Origin of the sequence: Paludibacter jiangxiensis, assembly GCF_001618385.1 — a bacterium.
Taxonomy (GTDB): Bacteria; Bacteroidota; Bacteroidia; order Bacteroidales; family Paludibacteraceae; genus Microbacter; species Microbacter jiangxiensis.
Genome location: NZ_BDCR01000001.1, coordinates 1,224,802 through 1,242,842, shown reverse-complemented (window position 1 = coordinate 1,242,842; position 18,041 = coordinate 1,224,802). Strand labels below are relative to the sequence as shown.

Annotated in this window: 10 protein-coding genes; 3 read left to right on the top strand and 7 right to left on the bottom strand. The window is 43.4% G+C overall.

Annotated features, from left to right (window positions below; translation table 11 throughout):
• Positions 1 to 26 precede the first annotated feature (26 nt).
• The gene (locus PJIAN_RS04665) at positions 27 to 1,433 is read left to right on the top strand and encodes a glycosyltransferase family 2 protein (protein WP_068702463.1); all 1,407 of its coding nucleotides are present in this window, start codon (positions 27 to 29) and stop codon (positions 1,431 to 1,433) included.
• Between the two features lie 147 nt (positions 1,434 to 1,580).
• On the opposite strand, the gene PJIAN_RS04660 is transcribed toward PJIAN_RS04665, so the two are convergent.
• Positions 1,581 to 2,717: a protein-tyrosine phosphatase family protein gene (locus PJIAN_RS04660; RefSeq protein ID WP_068702461.1), complete on the bottom strand. Its 1,137-nt coding sequence runs from the start codon at positions 2,715 to 2,717 to the stop codon at positions 1,581 to 1,583.
• Positions 2,718 to 3,068: 351 nt separating this feature from the next.
• On the opposite strand from PJIAN_RS04660, the gene PJIAN_RS04650 reads away from it, so the two are divergent.
• On the top strand, positions 3,069 to 4,262 hold the full coding sequence (locus PJIAN_RS04650; RefSeq protein WP_068702457.1) for a pyridoxal phosphate-dependent aminotransferase: 1,194 nt from the start codon (positions 3,069 to 3,071) through the stop codon (positions 4,260 to 4,262).
• Between the two features lie 152 nt (positions 4,263 to 4,414).
• Here the strand turns inward: PJIAN_RS04650 and PJIAN_RS04645 are convergent, their stop codons facing one another.
• From PJIAN_RS04645 to PJIAN_RS04630, 4 genes are read right to left on the bottom strand one after another with little or no spacing between them, the layout of a single operon-like run.
• Complete coding sequence (locus tag PJIAN_RS04645; protein ID WP_068702455.1) at positions 4,415 to 5,722, bottom strand: DUF4302 domain-containing protein; 1,308 nt, start codon at positions 5,720 to 5,722, stop codon at positions 4,415 to 4,417.
• An 8-nt stretch (positions 5,723 to 5,730) separates the two neighbouring features.
• Positions 5,731 to 6,603 (bottom strand): zinc-binding metallopeptidase, encoded by an 873-nt coding sequence (locus tag PJIAN_RS04640; protein ID WP_068702453.1) that lies wholly within the window; start codon positions 6,601 to 6,603, stop codon positions 5,731 to 5,733.
• Positions 6,604 to 6,642: 39 nt separating this feature from the next.
• Positions 6,643 to 8,202 (bottom strand): RagB/SusD family nutrient uptake outer membrane protein, encoded by a 1,560-nt coding sequence (locus PJIAN_RS04635; protein ID WP_369691200.1) that lies wholly within the window; start codon positions 8,200 to 8,202, stop codon positions 6,643 to 6,645.
• Between the two features lie 13 nt (positions 8,203 to 8,215).
• Positions 8,216 to 11,527, bottom strand: a complete 3,312-nt coding sequence (locus PJIAN_RS04630) for a SusC/RagA family TonB-linked outer membrane protein (RefSeq protein ID WP_068702447.1) — start codon at positions 11,525 to 11,527, stop codon at positions 8,216 to 8,218.
• An 806-nt stretch (positions 11,528 to 12,333) separates the two neighbouring features.
• Here PJIAN_RS04630 and PJIAN_RS04625 point away from each other — a divergent pair.
• Entirely contained in the window at positions 12,334 to 13,134 is an 801-nt protein-coding gene (locus tag PJIAN_RS04625; protein WP_068702445.1) for an energy transducer TonB, read from the top strand.
• A gap of 101 nt (positions 13,135 to 13,235) precedes the next feature.
• Here the strand turns inward: PJIAN_RS04625 and PJIAN_RS04620 are convergent, their stop codons facing one another.
• Together PJIAN_RS04620 and PJIAN_RS04615 are read right to left on the bottom strand one after the other, a co-directional pair.
• Positions 13,236 to 16,115 (bottom strand): exo-beta-1,4-galactosidase, encoded by a 2,880-nt coding sequence (locus tag PJIAN_RS04620; RefSeq protein ID WP_068702443.1) that lies wholly within the window; start codon positions 16,113 to 16,115, stop codon positions 13,236 to 13,238.
• A gap of 24 nt (positions 16,116 to 16,139) precedes the next feature.
• A complete protein-coding gene (locus tag PJIAN_RS04615; RefSeq protein ID WP_068702441.1) occupies positions 16,140 to 18,029 on the bottom strand; it encodes a rhamnogalacturonan lyase in 1,890 nt (629 codons plus the stop codon).
• Positions 18,030 to 18,041: the final 12 nt, after the last annotated feature.

The following is an 18,041-nucleotide window of genomic DNA, read 5'->3' as shown; positions in this document are numbered from 1 at the left end:
GATTACAACAACAAAAACTTAAACATATGGCTGATATTTTTTTCAATAATCTATTCCTGATAATTGCCGCACTAATCATGGCAATTTATCTTTTTCTGGGAATTATTTCGATGTTTCAGTTGATTGAATATAAAAGAGCAAATCGCTATGCCGATTTCAGCGCCATTCTCTCATCGCCTCTTGCTCCCGGAATTACGGTGATAGCTCCCGCTTATAATGAGAGCAAAACGATTGTTGACAACATAAAAGCGTTGTTTACAATCCAGTACAACAACTACGAAATCATACTGGTGAATGATGGAAGCACCGATGATACTCTGGATAAAATAATACGGGAATTTGATTTGGTGGAAGCTGAATACATTGCTTATGCCGCATTACCGACTCAACCGGTTAGAGGTATTTATAAATCCAGAAACCATGCTTATTCGTATCTTACGGTGGTAGACAAACAAAATGGCGGCAAGGCAGACGCGCTTAATGCCGGTATCAACGTATCGCATTTTCCTTATTTTGTAGCGATCGACGTGGACAGCATCTTAGTTCCCGACGCATTACAAAAATTAGTCAAGCCATTCCTTTCTCATACAGATAACAAAACCATTGCCACCGGAGGCGTAATCCGCATTGCAAATTCGTGTAAAATTGAGAACGGACAGGTAGTTCAGGTTAATGTACCAAACGAATATATTGCACGTTTTCAAGCTATCGAATATCTACGCGCATTTTTAATGGGACGTATGGCCTGGAGTAAACTCAATGGGTTGCTCATTGTTTCGGGGGCACTTGGCATGTTCGACAAAGACATTGTGGTGCAATGCGGCGGCTATAATGTGAATACTGTTGGCGAGGATATGGAACTGGTAGTACGCATGCGCCGGTTCTTATACGAACAAAAAGTCAAGCATCGCGTTGAATACATTCCGGATCCGCTTTGCTGGACAGAAGTTCCTACTTCCATCAGCGCGCTGTCCCGCCAGCGTAATCGTTGGACACGAGGCAATATGGACACGTTACTTATGCACCGTAAGTTATTCTTTAATCCCAAATATGGAAAAATGGGGTTGTTGGGTTATCCTTTCTGGTTCTTTTTTGAATGGATGGCTCCGTTGCTCGAAGCTTTCGGATATTTACTTCTTGTATATCTTATTGCTGTGGGCATGATAAATTGGCCGATATTTATATTCATGCTGGTATTCGTATATCTGTTCTCCGTTTCGTTTTCTTTCTATGCCGTACTTTTCGATGAGTTTACATTCCATCGGTATCATCGGTTCGAACATTTGCGAAAACTATTTGTCATTCCGTTTATCGAACCACTCATCTACCACCCGTTGAATGTGTTTTTTGCCATCAAAGGCAATATTTCTTTCTTTAAAGGAGATAAAGGATGGGGACAACAAACCAGAAAGGGATTCAATTCTAAACAATAATATTTTGCCTCACAATTGCGATTTCATTTTGTGGCAAATGACCTGAAGAGCTGATCCCACTTTGTACAACAGAGCCTGTTTTATCTCCGGAAGTCAAACCAGAGACAAAACAGGCTCATATTTTTTTAGGGCACCAACCCTGTCTTTTTATATCTTCAGATTATTCAGTTCTTTCTTAATTCGGGCAATAGACTGACTGTCGGACTTGAATGCATGTATTATCATCGGCGATGCGATGTGCGGAATGCTATCGATCAGTTTCCTGAGAGCTTTAGTATCTGCAGCGTTCTTGTACGGTATGTTGACAAAGGAGACGTTGTATGTCTTCAGAATTTTCTTTTCCCGCTCAACCCATGGTTTATCTTCAGGGTCATTTTCGTCCAACAGACAAACAACCGACTTGAAATTGCCGTTCACAATATATCCCAAAAACTCATCATCGGTTGGAAATGGAGTAAGGTATATCTTTTCGTTAATCCGATAATAGTTACCTCTTTCAAACCGGGTTAATTCTTCTATTTTGCGTGTGGAAGTATTGGCCTGCAGCTTCATTTTTGGCGCACTATCGGCAATCATCTTTCTAAAAACATTGACCCGATCCCGGCCAAGGTAACAGTGTACATAATATTTACCATGCCCGGTTTTAACCAGTTGACGAATCTGTTCCAACGCTTTTTCATTGTTTGATACCCAAGGCAACATGGGGATATGGATCAACTGCATGCCCGCTTTAGCGGTATGCTCTCCCTCTTCGTGCAGCAGTTTCGGTTCTGCCGGCACCACCAACTCACTCATCAATGTGATAATGGCCGTATATCCTTCTTTTTTCAGCTGAACAATTTTATCAGCATCCGGATAAGAGCCGATAGTGAACTCTATTTCATTGCCGGCAGCTCCTGTGGTTTTCTGACTCTCGCTCACCATAGCTGCACCCGACCATTTGATATAGATCTCCGGATGAAAGGCAAACAAGTAGACGGAGACACCAAAAATCAGAAAGAGCAAAGAAAAAAGCACCGAACGGGAAATTATTTTAAGCTTCAGGAATAACCTGATTGTTAGCACGGCCAGTACGAACGAAACAACAATCCAGAGAAGGATGGCTCCTTTCTGAAGTCCGTTGGAAAGAGAATCCGACCAGTTATGTTGCAGAGCTGCCGCCGCCAACCATTTAGACGGGCCGACCAGTAAAGTATACAATCCAAGCGGAAAGGCCAGCATTAACCACAAGGCAAGAAACAAGAAAATATTGCTTCGGGTGATGGGGAAAAAGTACTTGTTCATAACTCTATAAATTATTAGATGAACTTAAATGTAACGTAGCAAACATTGCTAATTGCATCAAAGATAGGCGACTGAAAATCGATTTGCAAATTTTGGCGGGAAAATATATTATTCTTCAATCGGCATAAAATCACAATTTTGCTATACAGAGGTGGCAAAATGGCTATTTTAGTTTGTTTTCGTGCATTTTTGTTGTTAAAAAGACACGGAAAACAGCGTTTTGTTTGACTGGCTTGGTAAAAATGAGTACCTTTGCATGGTTTTTGGTCAACCAATTTCCACACGCATGTAAAATCCGAGTCATTCAACGATTCGGATATTTCACCCGAGAATTCCATTTATATATAATTTATGAACCAATTATCTGCGCGTATTAACGCATTATCACCATCTGAGACGTTGGCGATGTCTCAAAAAAGCGCCGAACTGAAAGCTCAAGGCTTCGATGTGATTAATCTGAGTGTCGGTGAACCCGATTTCAACACTCCCGACCACATAAAAGCGGCAGCAAAAAAAGCGGTTGATGATAATTTTTCATTCTATTCACCCGTACCCGGATACCTCGACCTGCGTCAGGCTATCAGTGAAAAACTTGAAAAAGAGAATGGTTTGACATATAAACCGGATCAGATTCTTTGCTCCAATGGCGCAAAGCAATCTGTATGCAACGTTGTTCTCAGCGTAGTAGGACCTGGCGACGAGGTAATCATTCCGGCTCCCTACTGGGTTAGTTATGTGGAAATGGTGAAACTGGCCGAAGGTGTCAACGTAGTCGTTGAAGCAAGCATCGATCAGGATTTCAAAATTACTCCTGCTCAACTCGAAGCTGCCATTACACCAAAAACAAAAGCCATTATTCTCTGCTCTCCTTCAAATCCTACCGGTAGCGTTTATACCAAAGAAGAATTGAAAGGTTTGGCTGATGTATTGGCAAAATATCCTCAGATTGTCATCATCTCTGACGAAATATACGAACACATCAACTACCTGGGTCAGCACGAAAGCATCGCACAGTTCGAAAACGTTCGCGAGCGCGTGGTGATCGTCAACGGTGTTTCGAAAGGCTATGCCATGACAGGCTGGCGTCTCGGTTGGATTGCCGGTCCGAAATGGGTGGTTAGCGCCATTAACAAATTGCAGGGTCAGTACACTTCAGGTCCTTGCTCAATTGCACAGAAAGCTGCCGTGGCTGCTTACAAAGGCGATCAAAGCTGTGTTGCCGAAATGCGTGTGGCTTTCCAACGCCGTCGCGACCTGATTGTGAAACTTGCCAAAGAAGTTCCGGGCTTCAAAGTAAACAATCCGACCGGAGCATTTTATATCTTCCCCGATTGCAGCTACTATCTAGGGAAATCATTCAACGGAAATAAAATAGAAACAGCAGCCGATCTGGCTATGTACCTTCTCGACGAGGCAAAAGTGGCCTGCGTGGGTGGTAATGCCTTTGGCGCTCCCAACTGCATCCGCATGTCGTATGCAACTTCAGACGAAAATATCGAAAAGGCGATGGCTCGCATCAATGATGCATTGTCAAAGCTTGTATAAGTATCTTAGGTGTTAGTTTTGTAAGGCCGTCATGCAAATGACGGCCTTATTTTTTGATTATAGAGATATCGTCCGAACACAAAGCGTCCCGAAAATCCATAACGATTTTCGGGACGCTTAATTTTTCAGAGTTATCCAATTACAACCCTGTACTACTTGTCATATGGCCATGCCACGGTATTCTTGTAAAGAATTATTGTATTGTTTGCATTGGCATTATCGGTCAACTTTATCCATGTTGGTTGCTTTAGATCATCGGTTGTCAAAGTGAATGTTCTGACAGTAGAGGTTCCAAGCGGATTTATCAAATAGTTGAATTTTGCATTGCTGTAATACCAGACACCATCTCCGACTCCACTGGATGCAAATGTGAGCTTCACTTGATTATTGGCTATTAAGGTGTAGGTATACACTAGCCCTCCTTTATAGACAGAGGATCCGTCGTAAGAACCAAAGCAAAAACCATACTGACCGGTAGAATATTTACCTAAATACGCATAATATAATTCCTCGCCAATAATATCCAATCCGTTGGTTTTGGCATAATCCCAATATGGCTTTCCAAAGGAGCCCAAACCACTATAAGCAAAATACCAATTACCGGAAATCAGTTGTTGGTTTAAAGGTGGTATTACCGGAATTAGTTTTGCCGGAGCTCCGTTAACCGGGGCAAAATATTCTTCAGTCGATGTCTTTTGATACTTCAGTTCACTTACCGTTACATTGCCGATCGTTAACGGAGAATAGAACTTATATCCTGTCGGTGTAATTATAAATGGCGCCTGAATTGACACCTGACTGCCATCGGAAGATTTATATGTAATCGTAAGATTCCTATAAGAAACCGTAACAGGTAGAGTATCTCTATTCACAACATACTTGAACGACTGAAATGTATATTGCTTTTTAACCGATACAACATTCCCGATATAATCAGCTCCTGTTTTGGTATCGGGCAATGCAACCATCAAGATTCTTGATCCGGATTTTTTCCCTTGCAGCAAAATGGTGTCTGATTTGGCTTTCATAATAGTAAACTCGAAATCACCTTCCATTCCTTTTCCTGCAGCGCCAATTCCATCCGGATTGGCCGGATCAGAAAAATAGTGCATAACCTCATTGTAGGTGTCAAAAGATAGTACGGCCCCGGCACTCTGTTTAAGGGAGTACAAGCTCGTTTTTACATCCCCGGTTCCATAAATCTCACTCATCACTTTCACACTGCCGTCGGCGGCAAACGAAGCCCATACGTTATACCCTCCGTATAGTTGAGTAGATGATGGATAATACTCCATGATCCAGCCGTTTTTTGGAGCGCAAAGCAGCGATTTTTCGGTTTGCAGGGTGGTAGTTAATCTATTGGCCGATGAATCACCAAAAAGATCTTTTTCTTCAGGTGTACATCCCGCATAGAAGATAACAGCCAACAATAAAACTAAGAATTTTGCTATATGTTTCATGCCGTTTTTCAATTAAGTGTTGTTAGATCTAGCGTTCCTATTGTTCCGGACCGACGCTGTACTATATCGCGGAGTTTATCAATATCAATACCCCACGAAGTGGACAGATAATCTTTTACGATAGCGAACTTTTGAAGGATGATGCCACTACCGGTCGTGCCTGCCTTGGTTAACTGTGAGTTCCAGTAACTACTGTCATGAGTAACATAGATCGATACAAGTTCAGCAAAATCTTCCTGAGGTTCTGAACTGGCATAGCTTGAGATAAATCCCATTGTAAGGGCATTTGCTTCAGACAAATTCACCCAACTGGAAGATTGATAATCTTTTGATATGAGATTAAAATCCGTAGAGTAGTTTTTGGTCTGGTGCAATATATGCGCAAACTCATGGTGCATGGTTTTGAAGTACCAGTAATTCAACTGATCGACATCCAGGTGGGCAAGGTCGATCATATTGACATTATACAAGGTAATTTTCAACCCTCCTTCAGCAGTACCCAACACTATAGAACCCTGTGTGTTGTATGCCGGCGATCCGATCAGCTGGATCATTTTCGGGCAATATTTGCGAATGAAATCTTTCCCCGTAAGTTCTTCATACGAATCGATCCACAAATATTTCACCAGTTTGGCCAAAGCTACCGACTTGGAATAATCTGCGGGGACCAGATTGTAGGTTCTGTCAGATTGTTTGTCGTCGTACCTGTATTTAAAGTCTATATTGTAGGGGGTAGTATAGTTCTTTAATATCCAGGTATCAAAAGCGTTCCTTTCAGGCGACGCAGTATCAAAAATGCTTTGAGAATCAAGCGTCTCTTTGCTGCACGATGACAGCATCAAAACCAGAACGCTAAAAATAAGAAAATGTATTTTTTTCATACTATAATGTTTTTTCATTTCAGAAGTATGCTATTTATATTACCTGGGATTGGCAGTAAGTCCCGCGCTGATAACATCCTGCGGCAACTGTATTGCACGCCGTGGATCATCCACCTTCAGTAAGTCGTCAGATAAACCGTCGCGGTTATGAGCAATTTCAATCCCGTAACGTTTGATGTCGCACCAGCGAAGTCCTTCGTGCATGGTTTCTATTCTGCGCAAATGCAAGATACATTGGATCATGTTTTCCTGATCTCCGGCAGCAACTGTAAATCCGCGGGGATTGAGAACCTTCTTTATACCTCTTTGTGTATCGCTGGTTATTTGCAGCGGCATGTAAGGTAATGCATTGTAAAAATTCACAATATCGCTCTTGGATTTAGCTGTGATGGTTTTGCAATGAGTAGATAACCAGGTATTAATATCGGCCGTAGCCTTGTCATAGTCGGGAGTAGCCTGCAATACATACGCTTCGGCACGACAAAGTAATGTTTCGTCGGTTGTAAACGGCGTAGCAACAGAGTGTAAATATCCAATACCGGCCACTTTATCCGTATATTCAAAATAGCCACCCATTTTAGACACACACATTTTTTGATCGGAACCCCAGATTGAATTCGCCGTATACAGGTTAGCATAAGCACCCCAGAGCCCCTGAGTTCTAACCGATTCTGTTGTAAAAACTGCTTTGGCGTTTCCATATCGCTTACCTATACTGTAAGGACCATACACATACGGCCAAGTTGAAATAGCCGTTTGAATTAACAAATTAGCCGGTTCGGAGGCGGAAATATAGGCATTGGTCCGAAGTTCCCAATCGGATGCAGAGGCATTATTGGCCGCCCAGTTTCTAAGTATTTTTTGCGGATTATCACCCAGCACAACATTTGCATACTGAATTACCTTATCGAACTTGAGATAGAAAAGATTGAAGCGGGCAGCAAACGCATAAGCAGCTTTCTTGTTAAAGTGATATTTGGGCACCGAATAGAGTTCATCGTTGATCAACGGCAATCCGGCCTCTATATCGTCACTGATTTTTTTGTATAGTTCAGCCATTGTTCCCCGGTGATAGTCAACCTTAACCTTTGTTTCCGGCTTTTCAGAATATGGAAGTCCAAGGTCGGTACCGGCAGTTGTCGGATTATAGGGCAAACAGAACACGTTAGCCAGAGTAAAGTGAGCATACGCCCTGCAAATAAGGGCTTCTCCCTTTTGTGCATTCAGGCTGGAAGGATTACCCAAATCGGCAATAGCCTGCAATGCCTGATTAGCAGCCGCAATAGCCCCGTAGTTTGAATCCCACACTGATTTAGGAGAATCATTGCCGGTGGTAGTGATGGCCTTCCACAAGTACGAATCCTCCTGCTCTTGATTGTATGGTGTATATAAAACTCCGTTATCTTTTGTATTGTCCGACGACATTTCGGTCATCAATATAAAAGAGTTATCGGCATATGCCGAAGTGAGCAGTGAAGTGATTTTTGCAGCGGAATTTACCTCTGCCCGGTTGTCAGGCATTGTATCGAGGAAATCATTACAAGATACCAGCAAAAGAGCGACGCAAACCGACGTAATTATATTATTTATCTTTTTCATAACCTTCATGTTTTTAAATTCCCAATTTGAGTGTTAGAGTAAACTGTTTTGGAACAGGTGCGGCTACACCACCGGTATTGAAGAACTCGGGATCTTGTCCATTCAGTTTTTTATCGGCGTATATCAGGAATAAGTTTGTTGCTTGCAACTTTAAAGACAAATCGCTAATTCTAAAAGCCTGAATGATTGATTTTGGGATGTCATAGCTGACTGAAATTTCTTTCATCCGCACAAAGTCGCCTTTAGCAATACGGGCAGTCGAATAGTTGTATGCATTGTAAGCATAGCTCAGATAACTGTCCTGTTGGTTCTGTCTCACGTCGGCAATAACGGGAATATTTGTAGTTTTTTCATCACCGGGCACTGTCCATCTGTTTTTGAATTCTTTCGGCATCGAATTCAGATCGGAATATTTATTACTGAATACCGGATCCATGCGAATTACATTACCGAATGAATAAGTAACAAAGACGTTGAGCTTAACATTTTGGTAAGAAAATATATTGCCAATACTACCAGTGATGGTCGGATCGGTTGGCCCTTCGTAAATTAAGTGGCTTTTTTGATTCCTGTCCTGAAAATTGATATCGCTAACCGTCAAGTTTCCGGATTCATTTATAAACGTAGGTAATCCATTATCATTTAGCCCTTTGAAATCTAAAGAAAAGAGAGAACGAACCGGATAACCTGTCATTGTAAACCCTGTTCCCGATATCAAATCAATGATTCTGGAATTTGCCTCCAGATTAGTCACTTCGGTATTACTCTTGGAGAAAATAATATCAGTGTTCCATTTAAAGTTCTTGGTAACAATATTTTTGGTAGATAACGAAAATTCAATACCATGTGACTTCATGGAAGCGACATTGGCATATTTGGTAATTTGTCCGCCAACACCCATTGTGCTTATCTGGCCGATAAGATCATAATTATTCCTTTTATACCAGTCGGCAGATAAATTAATCCGGTTATTCAGAAACCCGAGATCAAGTCCAAGATTCAGCTCATGCTTCTTTTCGTAGGTCAGTTCGCTGTTTTCCAAATCTGAAATTCTCAAGCCGGATTCTTTTACATTGGTAAATGGCCTCCATGCATTATAGCTTTCAATAAGGACTTTCGAATTGGTTACGGTAGCTGGTCCCCGGTCAGCAGTTAAGGAGTAAGAAGCTTTTAATGTTAAGTTCGAAATCGCTGGCTTTAACTTCTTGAAGAAAGCTTCTTCATGCGCATTCCATGCACCCGAGATGTTCCAGGTAGGAAGCCATCTGGCCGATCGACTTTTCCCCAGCTTATTAGACCCTTCGTAACGTAACGTTCCATTTAGGGTGTATTTTCCTTTGTATGAATAGGTTCCTGTTCCAAAGAATGCTAACTGGCGCCCTCTTGTTACATCAACAGAATAATATTGAGCATTTTCTTCACTTCCTTGCTTGAAATATTTGTAATCATAAGCAGGCAGCATACCCATATCGTATTGCATGCCAACACCATTGAACCATGTTTTCTGTCTGTCAACGGCATTGAGCTCAGCTCCTCCAAAAAGGTTAACAATATGATTTTCGGAGAATACATCATTGTAACTTAATGTACCTCTGAAATCATAACTATTCATGGAGTATTTTGTTTCCTTAAAAAAGCCTCCTACAGGGAGAACTGAGATTGGCAAAGAGTTGGCATTGTCAGGGTCGGTATACAACCATGGGTTTGCGTCTCTCATAGTGGCGTCATCCATCGCTCTGTATGCCCATGCCTGATTTGAAGAATCTTTTATGTTGTGAGATTGAACGCTGGAAGAATATTTGTAGGCTCCAAGTAATGAAGCTTCCAGTTTTTTCATCAGTTTGATTTTTAATTCACCCTGAAATTTGAGATCCGCTACATTTATGTCAATGTAGTTATTCTCCAGCTCGTGTAGAATATTGAAGGGAGCGTAATTCCTAACGTAGAACGCATTAGGATCTAAGGCTCTGGAAGTATTTAAAGCGTATGAATACGGGTTAATATCGAAATCTCTTTTCACTTCGCCACTAACAGCATCGATATTCTGACTGAGCGTACCCGGCGCTTTCTGCTTTCTGTATGAACCGTTGCTGATAAGATTTAACGAAACGGATTTAGAGATGTTGTACAATGCATTTACGTTTGCCGTATATCTGTTGACAGAACTTTGTTTTGTCCATCCCGGATCATTCATTGCACTCAACGACGTATAATAAGATGCCTTTTCTGTTCCACTGGATAAACTAATTGCATGATTCTGTGCAATACTGTTATTGAACAGAAGGTCAAACCAGTCGGTATTTCTGTATTCGGCTTCTCTTAAATATGCATTGCGGGCTTCAGGCGTGTTAGCCAACATGTAACTTCCGGTGGCTGGATCATACGTATTAATCAAGTGATACATTTTGCCATAAACACCACTGTCTGACGCTCTATATGTCTCTGCCAGATTTAAATAGCCGTCATTTTCCATTTCTTTGTAAACACCCATTTGCTCCTGTGAGTTCATTATATTGAAGTCTCTGTAGCTGGGTTTTAACCTCATGGTGTATTCTCCCGTATAGGTGATTTTATTAGCTCCGGCTTTCCCTTTCTTTGTAGTCACTACAATCACACCTGCCATTGCACGGGCTCCATAAATAGAAGTTGCAGAACCGTCTTTTAATATCTGGAAGCTTTCAATATCATCAGCATTCAAACCTGATACGGCAGAGCTTATCAAAGTAACTGCATCTCCGGAAGAAAGATCGTCGGCACTTACTTCGGCAACATCTTCCAATATAACACCGTCAACAACCCACAGAGGTTTGGAACTACCATAAATGGAGGTTGCTCCCCGGACTCGAATTTTAGGTGCTGTACCGAAAGTACCCGACACATTTTGAACGGAAACACCGGCTGCACGTCCTTCCAAAGCCCGGCTTATGTCAGGAATCCCATCCAGCTTGACATTATCTGCTCCAAGTTTTGTTGTGGCGCCTGTAAACAATCGCTTATCCATACGATGCATACCCGTCACAACCACTTCGTCCATTTGACGTGCATCAATCTTCATCTCGATTCTGAGATTCGGTTTTACTGCCACTTCCATAGACTGCATTCCAACATAGGAAATCTGCAAGATCTTTCCGGATTGTGGTACCGTCATGGAGAATCTACCTTCAGCATCTGTCACAGTTCCTACTTTTGTCCCTTTGGCTAAGACTGTAGCTCCAATAACAGGTTGCCCGTCATCCGAAGAGATGACTACACCTGTGATTTTCGTTTGTGCTGTAGCCCACCCTACGCTTATCGCTAAGCATAACATCATCATTAGTTTTCTCATACGTATCTCTTTAGTTAATATTTGCCACAAAATGACATGTAATTATAAAATAAGCCATGGCAAAAATAACATTTATTTTTGACTATTCATATCTATTTGATTACATCTGTGAAAAATACATATCTTTTTGATGCTTGTTGCCCGCATTGTAAGTCATGAATTTAGAAATACACTTTGACAAAGCGCAGAAAATACAATTTATTTAACTGTTTTTCAATGCTATATATCTTACACAGTGCATTTTTGACTTGAAATTTTTTTTAATTTAATATTTTGTTATTTTTTCACCACAGATATTTCCATTTATGAATGGGAGGTATTTTTTAATCAAAACACAAAAACAGTCGTTGCTTCTAAAAAGATCGTCTTTTTGCACAAAGAATTTCCAGAGACAAGCAAAACACAATAACTCCCAGCCATTCTCAAGAAAAGGAAACATGAGTTATTTTAGTGTAAATGTTTTTTGACGTAATATTTCATATAATGAAAATAATTATTTTTCTTTGTGTGTGACAATACCCCAAATCCTGCAATTATCATGACAAATACCATGCTGCCCTTTTTAATCAACAATCTACACTGGACATGTTCTCTGATACAAACCAACTATTTTTTATAGGAAATACAACTACATTCCGCACGAAATATCTAGTTTTGGAATAAGCTTACAGTACCGCACAAGAAACAAAAAGAAGAAAAATGAGAGAAGAAAGTTATGTCACATGAGTATTCCGGTTCGAAAATTGAGAGTTCCTCATAAACAATAATCTTAACCCAAACTTGATTTTACATCAAAGAAGAATACAATGAAGACGATTTACATTTTTGCAATAGGACTGTTATCAATTTACTTCTGCAATGCACAGAATAAGGACTTTAAGACAAAAGTGACGAAAGACAGAGACATTGCCACTACCGTCACCATTAACAAAAAGACCAAACAAAAAGAGGGGTTATACTTAAAAGTAGATATGAACACTGGCGATACTCTCGTCTCCGGACAGTATTCAAATGATAAGAAAACGGGCAAATGGCTATTCGCTGATAAAAAGGATATCTATTTCGAATATGATTTCACAGAAAACCGGATATCCCGCACTTCGGCTTCCATTCAAGCGATCGACACATTTATCATAAAAGCAGACACACAAGAATATACTTTATCCAAAGTGGATTCTCCCGCACTCTTTTTGGGATACAAGAATGAATTTGAAGCCCTTTTGTCAAAATCCATCCGGTTGCCGCTGTCGGTAATGGAGAAACATGTCACTGGGACCGCAGTTGTTTCATTTGTTATTGATGAGCACGGGTTGATGAAAGATGTGCAAAGTGAGGCTGTACTAAATAAAGAACTGGAAAGGGAAATTATACGCAGAATTACAGAAGTGGGTGGTGAATGGTTGCCGGCAGTGAAAGATGGAAAATCTGTGAAAGCAAGATTTATGGTGGTAGTTTCGCTATCCGATGGACAAGATACATCTCCCTCTCTGGTATTTTCCCCGAAACCATACCTGATACCGGTTACACTCATATATTACAGTGTTGTTCGAACAGAAAGAAAAATCATGCAATCCATATCTCCTAACTATAACTCCCGGTATCGCTAATGGATTTTGCACGTCGTTTTGAACACGACATTATGCACGACTATAAGCATAAAAAAATTGAGGGCTTCGCTTAAAACGAGACCCTCAACTTCTCTTAATTTTTATCGCGTTCCCTTCTTCAATTCGTCAGGAACATCTTTGCTGTACGTTTTTACCTTTTCGGCAGTCTTACGGAAGATATCTTCGATGGTTGAAATCGCCACATTATTCTGTGGTTTGAACGCCTTCGACTGCATGTAGTTGAGAATGGAGTAGCGTAGCTGGCGTGCTACGGGACGATTCTCCAGATCGTTGTCGAGATCCATACTGCATACCACAATCTTGCCTTTGCCTACCTGCGCTTCGAAGAGCATTCCCAGTTTGCGGTTGATAAACCAGGTGTCGATGGGTTGTACCAGCGGGTGGAAACCTTTCGGGAAGTCAGTCAACTGCATGGTTTGTGCTTTGTTGAGCAGCTCCCACCATTGCAAATCGCCCCAGTCGTCGGTAACAAAATTCTGAAAGATGGGGTGGCTGTTGTCGATGTAAGCACCGGTCGTGTGCGGCGGTCGCATCTTGAACCACGAGGTGTTCCAGAAAACAGGCTGGTAGTATTGCACCACCTCTTTGCCATATTCCACTTTCCCAGCGGCAAGCAGAAGCACTTTGCCTCCTTTGGCCAATACCTTTTGCGCCGCTTCGTCCAGTTCGTGACACACCAGAATGCCTTTCGTGTTGTCGGTGATTGTTGTGGGGTAGACCCAGAAATTCCAATCGTTGGCATACGAAGTGCCGTCGATGGCCACCTGCAGATTTAGCTTTGCCGGAGCGGTTATTTTGGAGAGATCCATGGAGATGTTTCCCAGCGCCAAACGACTTCCTGCAGGAATAGTTTGTTTGGGAAGCGAACCTTCTTCTACAACATTGCCGTTCGCATCGCTTACTTTCCAGCGAATAGTTGCCTCTTTCAGGTCGGAGGCTCCGTAATGTGCCACTTCCACACCCGCTTTCAGGGTTTCATTGTTGTTGAAGACGAATTTCTCCATACGTACCAACGGTACCGTGGTGTTGCAAAAACGACGGTACGAAAGAGAATCGACGTATCCTTTCTCCTGCCAGAACACATTGAGTACCCCCACCAATGCCGTTCCCTGGCCGGAATAATCATTCAGCCCAAGCAGATAAAATCCGGCATAATCGGGCGTACGGTATAGTTTCTCCAGATCGTGCTTATAGCAGAGCAGTTGCAATTTGCCCGATGCCATCAGGAATTTGCGGCTCATGTCTGCCATGTCGTTGTCGGCAAGGTTCTCCTGAAAGAGTTCGAAATTTTTGGCCCGTTTTACACCGGTATATTTTGGAATTTCAGTAAAGTCGGGGAACGCGCACCACTGGCCGGTTTCGTGCGAAATAAAGGGTTGCTTTACCGTGTCGATATTTTGGCGGAAGTCCGACATCGATTCGGGACGGGTTTTGTCCCAGTTGAGTCCGCGCGCACCAGCTTTCACATGAAACTGATTCTTCGGTTGCCAGGCCCAGCTACCTCCCACGGAGGCTCCGGTATAGATACGACGGCTATCCTTAGCCTTCCAGTAATCCACGAATTTGCCGACCCATGCTACCCAGTTGCCGCGCGGTTCGTTGCCGGCAGCCAACATCACAAACGACGCGTGGTTGCCATATTCGCTTGTCATTCGGATAGTCTCGTCCATCAGATAGGCATCGATGGGTTTGCCCTGACCGAGCGACGTGCTGTGATTCGGCCAACTCGGACCTTCGGGTTGCAGGTAGATGCCTACGCGGTCGGCTGCTTCGAAAGCTGCTTCGGGCGGACAGTAAGAGTGAAAACGCATGGCATTGAGTCCGTACGATTTGCATTTGCGGAAGATTGCTTCCCACGAAGCCCGATCCATCGGAGCGTAGCCGGTGAGTGGAAAGTCACAGTTCTCCACGGTCCCGCGCATCATGGTACGGATGCCGTTGACATAAATTCCTCGCCCTTCGATTTTGATTTCACGCATTCCGAACTCCACATCCCGCACGTCGGTCGCCTCTCCGCTTTTTAGGGAAACGGTCAGCTTATACAGTGTAGGCGAAAATTCGCTCCAGAGCTGCATTTTATCGTTTAGAGGCAATGCGATGTCTATTTGTTTAACAAGGCTGTCGGAAGTGAAAGGAGCCGTTATCGGATCGATGGTTTGCGGATCGGACGCGTTGAAGCTTTTTGCCGATAAAACGATATTGCCTTTGTAACTCTTTCCCGTCTCATTCCGGACAAAGAAACTGACTTTTGCCAGACGGTTTTTGAGATCAGGAAATACACTGATATGTTCTAAGTGGACCTGAGGCCTGCTTTGCAGTTCAATTCGCCCTACTATTCCGTTCCAGTTACCTTGAGTCTGGTCGGTCACGCTGTGCGAATTCTGTCCCGGGTCGATCGTCGTTTTCAGCCGGTTGTCGATGCGAATGGTCAGTCGGTGCTTGCCCGGTTTCAGATAAGATGAAAGAAAATAAAAGTGAGGCGTATTCATAGACATTATATTGCCCATAAATTTATTATCGATCCACACCATGGTTTGGATATGCGCCCGTTCCAGAAAGAGGGAAAGCGGTTTGCCATACCATTCTTCGGGAATGTCAATTTCGCGCTGGTACCAGGCCACTCCCACATAATGCTTGTTGGGTGTGAGGAAGAAGGGCAGCTTCAGATTATCCAGCTTGCGGTATTTTTCCATCGCCGGATTGAAATAGAAGGAGCTGTCGTAGAGGCTTCCGGTCCACTGGGTTTTCAGGGTAATGTCGTCGCCTTTGCCGTTTTCGCACATGGTGCCCGGCAATCGCACGGTTTCGTCTCCTATTGAGGTTGTATACCAGCTTTTGTCAATTCCTTCATCGTTACGATCGATGCGGAACTGCCATTTGCCGGCAAGCGAAACTTTTTGTTGCGCAAGGAGAGTTTGTGCAATAACAAGTAGCACAAGAAAATGAACTATTTTTTTCACGTGAATACGGTTTATAATTGTTGACTATTTTGATGTTTTGCTTTTGACGATATACATATCCGGCCAGGGTATGTTATCGAGGCCGTCGCCGATGTAGAAACCCAAATGGGGCGGCTGATTGTAAACCACATTTTGCCATGCAATTCCCAAACGGTATACCGGGTCGTGCATCAGGGTGTACAAACGGTGCTCGGTAGAGATGGTGGTCGTGAACAAGATCAACTGACTTGGATCGGCGCCATTGTAGAGAACCACTTCCTCCCGCCAGTCGCCCAAAATATCGGCACTAATGCATGGAGTAGCCTTGGTTCCGCTGATGGAGCAGGCATTGCAATAGTCATTAAACGAGATCAGTCGGGTGGTGCCATTGCCGTTCCATTTATCAATTTTAGTCCCGTCAAGAAGTTCGTCCTGCAAATCACCGTCCCAATAGATTCGGAAATTGATCGAAGGTTTTTTGTCGGATATTTTATTCCCCTTGCAGTCGAATACACCATCTCCCAGTATGCTCCACATTTCAAATCCGCGGTGCTTGGGGTCGATATCGGCAGCCAGTCCACGTCCGTTGTCGTCGGGAGTGGGTCCACCCCACAAAATTTTTCCGGTTCTGGCATCATGGAGTTCGTAGCCGCAGACCTTCGACATTCCCTCGTGCACTTCCCATACCTCAAGTCCGGGGCGGTCAGGATCGAGATCCGATAGATGCATCGCATCACCATGTACCAAACCGGTCCGATAGAGCAACGTACCATTATCGTCGAACGCCGAGGCTCCGTAAATTATCTCATCTTTGCCGTCGCCATCCACATCGGCCACGCTCAGGTTGTGATTTCCCTGTCCATAGGCTCCCACTCCGGGCTTAATTCCCGAGTCATACATCCAGCGTTTGGATAGTTTTCCATTTCTCCAGTCCCAGGCCACCAAAGTTGTCCGGGTGTAGTAGCCGCGACACATCACAATGCTGGGATGAACGCCATCCAGATAGGCAACACAGGCGAGGAACCGATCCACACGATTGCCGTGCGCATCGCCCCAGTCGGATACGTTTCCGCGTCCCGGTTCGTAGTTGGTCGTCGCCATCTCTTTGCCGGTCTGTCCATTGAATACGGTGAGGTATTCCGGCCCGTTGATGATGTAACCGATGCGGATATCTTTTATTGTATCGGTAGTATGGTTGCGGTAGTCAGCCTGATCGTCATCATTGGCAGCGGAACCCGAGGAAAGAAACTGTCCGGTGCCGTCTTTTGTGCCCGGCGCCGTTTTACATACCAACTCCGCTTTGCCATCGCCATCAAAATCATAAACCAAAAACTGCGTATAATGGGCTCCAGCACGAATGTTTTTCCCCAGGTCGATACGCCAGAGCTGAGTGCCATCAAGTTTGTAGGCGTCCAGATAAACATTTCCCGTAAAGCCGGTGTGAGCATTGTCGTGCGCATTGGAAGGATCCCATTTAACAATGATCTCGTACTGTCCATCTCCATCAAGATCACCGACACTACAATCGTTGGGTTTATAGAAATAGTTAGCTCCGTCGGGGGTGGTACCTCCGGCAGGCCGGTTCATCTGAATAATTTTATACGGATTCTCCCACGGAGAAACCAGCGATGATTCGTCACTCTCTTTGCCGTCGATAACCGTCCGGACAGAATATTTGTCAGAGCCTTTTCCCGAGGCGTCTGTCAGGTTGGTTGCTCCCGTTACAGGCGCAGCATTGATACGTTCAGTTCCATTCTTATAAATATTGAATGCAACCTGTTTCGGGTCGTTACCCAACAATCGCCAGCTGACAAAAACGCCTTTCTCTGTTTTTACGGCAACAACTCCCCGGTCGAGATACTCCATTTGACGGGTGGACGACTGGCCTGTCAGGGTAGAGAGGATAGCAATAAGCAGGCAGATATATTTCTTCATAAATGGATACAA

Excerpts from the sequence above, each read along its gene's own strand:
- PJIAN_RS04665 (WP_068702463.1), top strand. The coding sequence starts at position 27 with ATGGCTGATATTTTTTTCAATAATCTATTCCTGATAATTGCCGCACTA.
- PJIAN_RS04660 (WP_068702461.1), bottom strand. The coding sequence starts at position 2,717 with ATGAACAAGTACTTTTTCCCCATCACCCGAAGCAATATTTTCTTGTTT.
- PJIAN_RS04650 (WP_068702457.1), top strand. The coding sequence starts at position 3,069 with ATGAACCAATTATCTGCGCGTATTAACGCATTATCACCATCTGAGACG.
- PJIAN_RS04645 (WP_068702455.1), bottom strand. The coding sequence starts at position 5,722 with ATGAAACATATAGCAAAATTCTTAGTTTTATTGTTGGCTGTTATCTTC.
- PJIAN_RS04640 (WP_068702453.1), bottom strand. The coding sequence starts at position 6,603 with ATGAAAAAAATACATTTTCTTATTTTTAGCGTTCTGGTTTTGATGCTG.
- PJIAN_RS04635 (WP_369691200.1), bottom strand. The coding sequence starts at position 8,202 with ATGAAAAAGATAAATAATATAATTACGTCGGTTTGCGTCGCTCTTTTG.
- PJIAN_RS04630 (WP_068702447.1), bottom strand. The coding sequence starts at position 11,527 with ATGAGAAAACTAATGATGATGTTATGCTTAGCGATAAGCGTAGGGTGG.
- PJIAN_RS04625 (WP_068702445.1), top strand. The coding sequence starts at position 12,334 with ATGAAGACGATTTACATTTTTGCAATAGGACTGTTATCAATTTACTTC.
- PJIAN_RS04615 (WP_068702441.1), bottom strand. The coding sequence starts at position 18,029 with ATGAAGAAATATATCTGCCTGCTTATTGCTATCCTCTCTACCCTGACA.